This is a genomic window from Rhizobium sp. Root483D2 (assembly GCF_001426685.1).
GTDB classification, from domain to species: domain Bacteria; phylum Pseudomonadota; class Alphaproteobacteria; order Rhizobiales; family Rhizobiaceae; genus Pararhizobium; species Pararhizobium qamdonense.
This window is the reverse complement of sequence record NZ_LMFB01000040.1, coordinates 1-6330: the sequence shown is the minus strand read 5'-3', so window position 1 is coordinate 6330 and position 6330 is coordinate 1. Positions and strand designations below refer to the sequence as shown.

Annotated in this window: 6 protein-coding genes and 1 pseudogene; 2 read left to right on the top strand and 5 right to left on the bottom strand. The window is 61.3% G+C overall.

Annotation, left to right across the window (positions count from 1 at the left end; all coding sequences use genetic code 11):
* Nucleotides 1-194 precede the first annotated feature (194 nt).
* The 5 genes and pseudogenes from ASD32_RS24725 to ASD32_RS24705 all read right to left on the bottom strand — a co-directional run bounded on the left by ASD32_RS24725 (nt 195) and on the right by ASD32_RS24705 (nt 4726).
* Nucleotides 195-577, bottom strand: a pseudogene (locus tag ASD32_RS24725) (DUF427 domain-containing protein).
* Between the two features lie 83 nt (nt 578-660).
* On the bottom strand, nt 661-954 hold the full coding sequence (locus ASD32_RS24720; RefSeq protein WP_060640703.1) for a GYD domain-containing protein: 294 nt from the start codon (nt 952-954) through the stop codon (nt 661-663).
* Nucleotides 955-1161: 207 nt separating this feature from the next.
* Nucleotides 1162-3213, bottom strand: coding sequence for an RNA polymerase sigma factor RpoD (rpoD, locus tag ASD32_RS24715; RefSeq protein WP_060640702.1), 2052 nt, complete (start codon nt 3211-3213; stop codon nt 1162-1164).
* A gap of 451 nt (nt 3214-3664) precedes the next feature.
* On the bottom strand, nt 3665-4009 hold the full coding sequence (locus tag ASD32_RS24710) for a GFA family protein (protein WP_060640701.1): 345 nt from the start codon (nt 4007-4009) through the stop codon (nt 3665-3667).
* A gap of 93 nt (nt 4010-4102) precedes the next feature.
* Nucleotides 4103-4726 (bottom strand): L,D-transpeptidase, encoded by a 624-nt coding sequence (locus ASD32_RS24705; protein WP_244490262.1) that lies wholly within the window; start codon nt 4724-4726, stop codon nt 4103-4105.
* 344 nt (nt 4727-5070) lie between these two features.
* On the opposite strand from ASD32_RS24705, the gene ASD32_RS24700 reads away from it, so the two are divergent.
* Together ASD32_RS24700 and ASD32_RS24695 are read left to right on the top strand one after the other, a co-directional pair.
* On the top strand, nt 5071-5565 hold the full coding sequence (locus ASD32_RS24700) for an invasion associated locus B family protein (RefSeq protein WP_082546924.1): 495 nt from the start codon (nt 5071-5073) through the stop codon (nt 5563-5565).
* Nucleotides 5566-5605: 40 nt separating this feature from the next.
* Nucleotides 5606-6169 carry an SH3 domain-containing protein gene (locus ASD32_RS24695; RefSeq protein ID WP_060640698.1) on the top strand — a complete coding sequence of 188 codons (564 nt, stop codon included), beginning with the start codon at nt 5606-5608 and terminating at the stop codon, nt 6167-6169.
* Nucleotides 6170-6330: the final 161 nt, after the last annotated feature.

Sequence of the window (6330 nt, the reverse complement as noted above, 5' to 3'; positions counted from 1 at the left end):
GGGTGACAATGGCCGCCTGACCAAGGCCGCACTGCGCCCAAAACCTGAAAAAACCACCCCTAACCGGCCCAGAACCTGCTCAGGAGACTGAGCCAGGGCACAAGAACTCGCTTATCCTGCGGCCACATCAGTCAATTCGCCGATTATGCAACGGTCCCCGCTGGGAAGAAGTGGGAGATCGGTCGCAGGCTCGGTCATTCCGGCCCGTCAACCACCGTAATCTCCACGCGGTCGGGATAGAAAGCCAATGATCCCTGATGCCGGCAACCGCGTCATAGGGCGCCTCGTAGGACCAGACGGCATTGTCGAGCCGGGCACCGTCGGTTTTGATGCTGAAATAGGATGCCTCGCCCTTATAGGGGCAATAGCTGCCCTGGTCCGTGCGCTGGAGCAGCGTCATATCGGCGTCAGTGCGGGGAATATACTGCACCGGCGGATAGGCGGTCTCGCGCAGCGTCAAAGCATTTTGGCTATCGGCAATGACCTTGCCGCCCAGCCGCACGATGACGCGTGCCGGATTGGGCGTGACGGTGATCGGATGATCGGGACCGGGGATTTTCATCGGCTTTTCGGACATTGGCTTTTCGGACATGGAGCGCTCCTTATGCGGGCTCTATCGTGGCTGCACTATCGCTGATCCCAGCGGACCGGCAATGCCGCTTATCCCAGCGAACTGACAAGTTCGCGGTAGGCGGCTTCCGGGAAGGCCTTCAAGGTCTGGGTGCGCACATTGCCGGTCATGCCGAGCGACAGGGCAAACCGCGCCATCACCGCATCATACGGCGCTTCGCAGACGGCCACCATATCATATTCGCCCATGGTCAGGTAAAACGCCGTGAACGAACCGCCCATATCTTTCAGCAATTGCTTGGCGCCGTCGAGCCGCTTGGGGGTATCGCGGACATTCCTTGCCCCCTGCTCCGTCCAGTTGATCAGCATGACATAGGTGGTCATAAAAACCCCTCCTGCAGCGCGAGCGTCAAGGCAGCGTTGCGCCAGATCGCCCAAGGCCTGAAGTATAAACCTGCCAAGGCAACAAGGACATGGAAAAGTGTCGCGGATCAGGAACGCCTGTCTGGACGAAAATGCCGGTTGCACAAACGAAAAACCCGGCCAGCTAACACTGACCGGGTTTGATCTTCATTCCGCAGATGCGGCCGCCTAGCTGTCCAGGAAGCTGCGCAGCTTGCGCGAGCGGCTGGGGTGCTTGAGCTTGCGCAGCGCCTTGGCTTCGATCTGGCGGATACGTTCGCGGGTGACCGAGAACTGCTGGCCGACTTCTTCGAGCGTGTGGTCGGTGTTCATGCCGATGCCGAAGCGCATGCGCAGAACGCGTTCCTCGCGCGGCGTCAGCGAAGCGAGAACGCGGGTCGTCGTTTCGCGCAGGTTTGCCTGGATGGCGGCGTCGATCGGCAGAAGTGCGTTCTTGTCCTCGATGAAATCGCCCAGATGCGAATCCTCTTCGTCGCCCACCGGGGTTTCGAGCGAGATCGGCTCCTTGGCGATCTTCAGGACCTTGCGGACCTTTTCGAGCGGCATGGCCAGCTTTTCGGCCAGCTCTTCCGGGGTCGGCTCGCGGCCGATCTCGTGCAGCATCTGGCGCGAGGTGCGCACGATCTTGTTGATCGTCTCGATCATGTGCACGGGGATACGGATCGTACGGGCCTGGTCGGCGATCGAGCGGGTGATCGCCTGCCGGATCCACCATGTGGCATAGGTCGAGAACTTGTAACCACGGCGGTATTCGAACTTGTCGACCGCCTTCATCAGGCCGATATTGCCTTCCTGGATGAGGTCGAGGAACTGCAGGCCGCGATTGGTGTATTTCTTGGCGATCGAGATGACGAGGCGAAGGTTGGCCTCGACCATTTCCTTCTTGGCGATGCGGGCTTCGCGCTCGCCCTTCTGAACCATCGAGACGATGCGGCGGAATTCGAAGATCGAAATGCCGGTTTCCGTGGCCAGATTCTGGATCTCGCCGCGAATGTTGCGGATCATCGTGCCTTCGTTCTTGGCGAATTCCTTCCAGCCCTTGGCGGCCAGATTGGCGATCGACTTCATCCAGTTCGGATCAAGCTCGGCGCCGGAATACTGTTCCAGGAAACTGTCGCGCTTGACGCCGTAGGATTCGGCAAGCCGCAGCAGACGGCCCTCGTTCTGCATCAGGCGCTTGGAAATGTCATAGAGCTGCTCGACCAGGCTATCGACGCGGTTCTGGTTGAGCGACAGCGACTTCACAGCCGTGATCAGCTCGTCCTTCAACTCCTTGTAGCGGCGCTCCTGGGCGGGAGACAGCGTGCCGGTCGCAGCCAGGCGGGCTTCGACCTGCTGGTCCTGCAGCTTGCGCAGCTTCTTGTAGGTCTCGGCGATGATGTCGAGCGTTTCCATGACCTGCGGGCGCAGTTCCGCTTCCATCGCGGCAAGCGACAGGTTGGACTCGTCGTCGTCCTCTTCCTCTTCCTCGGCCGGCAGGCCTTCGCCGCCGACATTGGTAACGTCGTCGTCGCCGGCGCGCGGCTTGCGGTTCTTTTCCTTTTCCTCGGCGGCCTTGCGGTCGGCCTCGATCTTTTCAGGACTTTGGAACTGCGGTGCTGCCTTCGCTTCCGGACCGGAATAGGTGGTTTCGAGATCGATGATCTCGCGCAAAAGCGTATTGCCTTCGTTGAGTTCGTCGCGCCAGATGATGATGGCCTGGAACGTCAACGGGCTCTCACAGAGGCCGGCGATCATCGTTTCGCGGCCAGCCTCGATGCGCTTGGCAATGGCGATTTCGCCCTCGCGCGACAACAGCTCCACCGAGCCCATTTCGCGCAGGTACATGCGCACCGGATCGTCGGTACGGTCGGTCGGTTCTTTCTTCTTGGCGGTTGCCAGCGCCGTGCCGCTCGACGGGGCAAGCTCGCCACCCTCGCTCTCGCCATCGGCGTCGTTGTCTTCTTCCTCAGCGGCCGCGGTGCCCTCGTCGGCTTCCTCGTCCTCGACGACATTGATGCCCATTTCGCTGAGCATCGCCATGATGTCTTCGATGCGGTCGGGGTCAACCTGATCGGACGGCAGAACCTCGTTCAGCTCGTCCATGGTCACATAGCCGCGCTTCTTGGCGGCCTTGATCATCTTCTTGACCGCGTCATCCGAGAGGTCAAGAAGCGGGCCGTCGGGTGCGCCTTCGCGTTCGGCTTCTGCTTCTTCGTTCTCTTTGACTTTGGTTGCCATTTATATCGTCGCTTTCCTTGGACAGCACTCAGCGCGGGCGCGGTGCAAAACTCTCTCGAGGCTTGGGTGCGTCAATCGCTCCCACCGCGAATCATTACCCCTGACGTAACGGGATGATCTTTAATTCCTGATTAACCACGGCAGTCACCGCAGTTAAACCGGCAGACTGCGACAGCAGCGCCGTTTTGACATCACTTGCATAATGGATCTGTCCGCCGTACCCATTTCACTCACTGTATCAGAAATGGTGATTCCCACAATTTTCGGTCCCGTCAAGCATTTCCGGTGAAAAACCGTTCAAATCGGCAAAAAAGACTGAATCCGACTTCAGGCTTCAAAGATTCAAGTCCATGGCCGAAATGTAGGAACTGTTGATGGAAAGACAAGGGCCAAAGGAATCTCTGCTTGCACCTGTCCCGGGGCTTCAACCCGCAAGACCGCCTCGTTGCCCTCAGAAACTGCGCCCATCGACCTTGGTGATGGTCAGGGTTTCCAGATCGACATCCGGCAGGCAACGGACATTGACGGCGGCCATCGGACCGGTCTTGCTCTCGCCATCCGCATAGGGGGCAATTCCACAGTTGGCACAGAAATGATGCTGAATGACGTGCCTGTTGAATTGATAGGTGGAGACGGCCGACGCCGGCGTCGTGAGCTTGAACTTGTCACGCGGCACGAAGGCGAGAAGACCGCCGCGCCGCCTGCACATCGAACAGTTGCAGTCCATTGCCTGCGTAATCTCCGCCTCAACCTCAAAGGCGATGGCGCCGCAATGGCAGCTTCCCGAATAGATCATCAAACCCTCCCAAGTCTGCAGCTGTGAGAGATGATGCGCCGGGCGGCGATGTCAAGGTCCGGCCGTCATCGACGTCTGAAAGACTGCGTCCGGTCAGACCATCCCGCCGCCGGTCACCAGGATTTCGGTGCGGTTGGGCACCCGGTCGTGCAGATCGATCACATCCTGGTTGAGCATGCGCACGCAGCCCGACGATACCGATTTGCCGATCGTCCACCATTCCGGCGAACCGTGGATGCGGTAGATCGTGTCTTCGCCATTGCTGAAAATGTAGAGCGCGCGGGCCCCGAGCGGGTTGGTGAGGCCCGGATCCATGCCGCCATTGGCGATGCTGTAGGGTTCGAGATCGGGGCGGCGCGCCACCATTTCATCGGGTGGCGTCCAGCGCGGCCATTTGCGCTTGTACTGGATGACGCCGCGGCCCGCCCATTCAAACCCGGCGCGGCCAAGCCCGACGCCATAGCGCATCGCCTTGCCATTCTCATAGGTGAGGTAGAGGAAATGATTGGCGGTATCGACGACCAGCGTGCCGGGACGCTCGCCGGTTATGTTGTCGACCCACTGGCGGCGGAAGCGCGACGGGATCCTCTGATAGGGAATGGCCGGCAACGGAAACAGCTCGTCGGGGCGCGCGCCGTACATCAGGCTTTCGGCCGGGTTCAGCACGACGGGTTCGGCCACCGCGACCGGACGGGCGGTGGTGGCGCAGCCGGTCAGGCCGAGCGCTGCAAAAGCGCCGCCCGCCTGAAGGAAGGTTCGGCGGGACACATTCAAATCAGTCAATCTTGAACCTCATCAGCTTGTCGAAGGCCCCCGATTGCCACGCGCGGGCGCGCATGGGAAGCCACCTAACACAAACGTGAACGCCTTGTGATCCTGCAGCCCCACATCCTGTAATACCCTTGCAGGCACCGGCTGATGTGCCGATCCGGCACAGTCCGGCCGGGTGCAGGCGGGCTCGCAGCAGCCTCCTGTTTACCTTCTGATAACTTTCGGACGGTTGACTAACACGGCACGGCCGCCTGCCGGTCAGCCCATTCCCCTTCAAAGACGGAGATCAGATGTCCCTGAACCGACATATCCTCGCCGCCCTGGCCCTTGCCATCACCATCCTGCCTGCAAACGCGCAGCCGGTGATGGTCCAGACCTTTGGCCATTGGGGTGTTTATTCCTACGACAACAACGGCCAGACCGCCTGCTACGCGCTCACCATGCCGCGCCAGATGCAGCCGGCCGAGGTCAATCACGGCAACAATTTCCTGCTGGTCGCGCCGAAGGGCGCTGGCGGCTACATGCCGCAAGCCCAGATGGGCTACGGCCTCAAGGAGGGGTCGGAAGTCACCGCCAGGGTCGGCAACGAAGCCTTTGCCATGACGCCGCGCGGAAACGTCGCCTGGTCGAGCCGCGAAAACCGCGACAATGCGCTGGTCGCCGCCATGAAATCCGGATCGGTGCTGACGCTCGAGGCAACCTCCAGCCGCGGCACCAGCACCCACTATAACTTTTCGCTGAATGGCATCACCGCCGCTCTGCAACGGGCAAGCGCGTGCCAGTGAGGGCGTGCCGGGCAGCGGCGATAGCCGGGAGACGGGGCGGATGAAGGCGGCGATGATGGCCGTTGCCGCTTTCGCCGCGACGGCGCACCCGGCTGAGGCCTCGTCCGCGCACCAGCCCGCGCCCGCGCCGGTGCCGGTGGCTGAGAGCAGCGGCAGCCGCAACACCGGCCGTGTTACCGGCCTGAAACTGCCGCGTTTCGTGTCGCTGAAGAGCGAGAAGGCGCGCATGCGCGTCGGCCCCTCCACCGATTACGCCGTGCGTTTCGTCTATATGGTCGCAGGGCTGCCGCTGGAACTGATCGAGGAATGGGGCAACTGGCGGCTGGTGCGCGACCACGACGGATCGTCCGGCTGGATGCACGCGGCGCTGTTATCGGGCCAGCGCACCGCCATGATCGCGCCATGGCTGAAACAGGGTGCTGCCTTGCGAAACCGTCCCTCCCCGAATGCTGCCGTCACCGCCAGCATGCAGCCGGGCGTGCTCGTAAAGATCGAAAGCTGCGGCGGAAGCTGGTGTACGGCGGCCGTGCAAAAGCCGCGCCTCACCGGCTATGTGGCGCAGACGGCCCTGTGGGGCGTCTATCCGCATGAGGTGGTGAATTAGAGCCTCGTACGATCAATGAGGCGCATTCTCTTGCCTCATTGATCGTACGAGGCTTTGTGCCTTACCAGTCCATGACCACCTTGCCGGAATTGCCGGATCGCATGGCCTCGAACCCCTCGCGGAAATCGTCGATGCCGATGCGGTGGGTGATGATGGGGGTG

Excerpts from the sequence above, each read along its gene's own strand:
- ASD32_RS24700 (WP_082546924.1), top strand. The coding sequence starts at position 5,071 with ATGTCCCTGAACCGACATATCCTCGCCGCCCTGGCCCTTGCCATCACC.
- ASD32_RS24710 (WP_060640701.1), bottom strand. The coding sequence starts at position 4,009 with ATGATCTATTCGGGAAGCTGCCATTGCGGCGCCATCGCCTTTGAGGTT.
- ASD32_RS24720 (WP_060640703.1), bottom strand. The coding sequence starts at position 954 with ATGACCACCTATGTCATGCTGATCAACTGGACGGAGCAGGGGGCAAGG.
- rpoD (WP_060640702.1), bottom strand. The coding sequence starts at position 3,213 with ATGGCAACCAAAGTCAAAGAGAACGAAGAAGCAGAAGCCGAACGCGAA.
- ASD32_RS24695 (WP_060640698.1), top strand. The coding sequence starts at position 5,606 with ATGAAGGCGGCGATGATGGCCGTTGCCGCTTTCGCCGCGACGGCGCAC.